1 protein-coding gene is annotated in these 229 nt (G+C 72.9%); it reads left to right on the top strand.

Annotated elements, in window-relative coordinates:
- Window positions 1-229, top strand: a 229-nt coding sequence (locus ADL08_RS15100; protein ID WP_159043080.1) for an AMP-binding protein, incomplete at both ends; no start/stop codon positions are given.

Raw genomic sequence — 229 nt, 5'->3', positions numbered from 1 at the left:
CTCGGTCGGCCGGATCTGACGGCCGTCCGTTTCGTGCCGAACCCGTTCGGGCCCGGCCGGCTCTACCGGACCGGTGACCTGGCCCGCTTCGACCGGGAGGGCCGTCTCGTCTACGAGGGCCGGGTGGACGACCAGATCAAGATACGGGGCTTCCGCGTCGAGCCGGGGGAGACCGAGGCCGCGCTCCTGACCCACCCCCGGGTCACCCAGGCCGTCGTCACCGTCCACC

It is taken from the genome of Streptomyces sp. NRRL F-6492 (assembly GCF_001280125.1).
In the GTDB taxonomy this organism is placed as follows: domain Bacteria; phylum Actinomycetota; class Actinomycetes; order Streptomycetales; family Streptomycetaceae; genus Streptomyces.
Note: the sequence above shows the minus strand (reverse complement) of the source record. Positions and strands in the feature narration are given on the sequence as shown.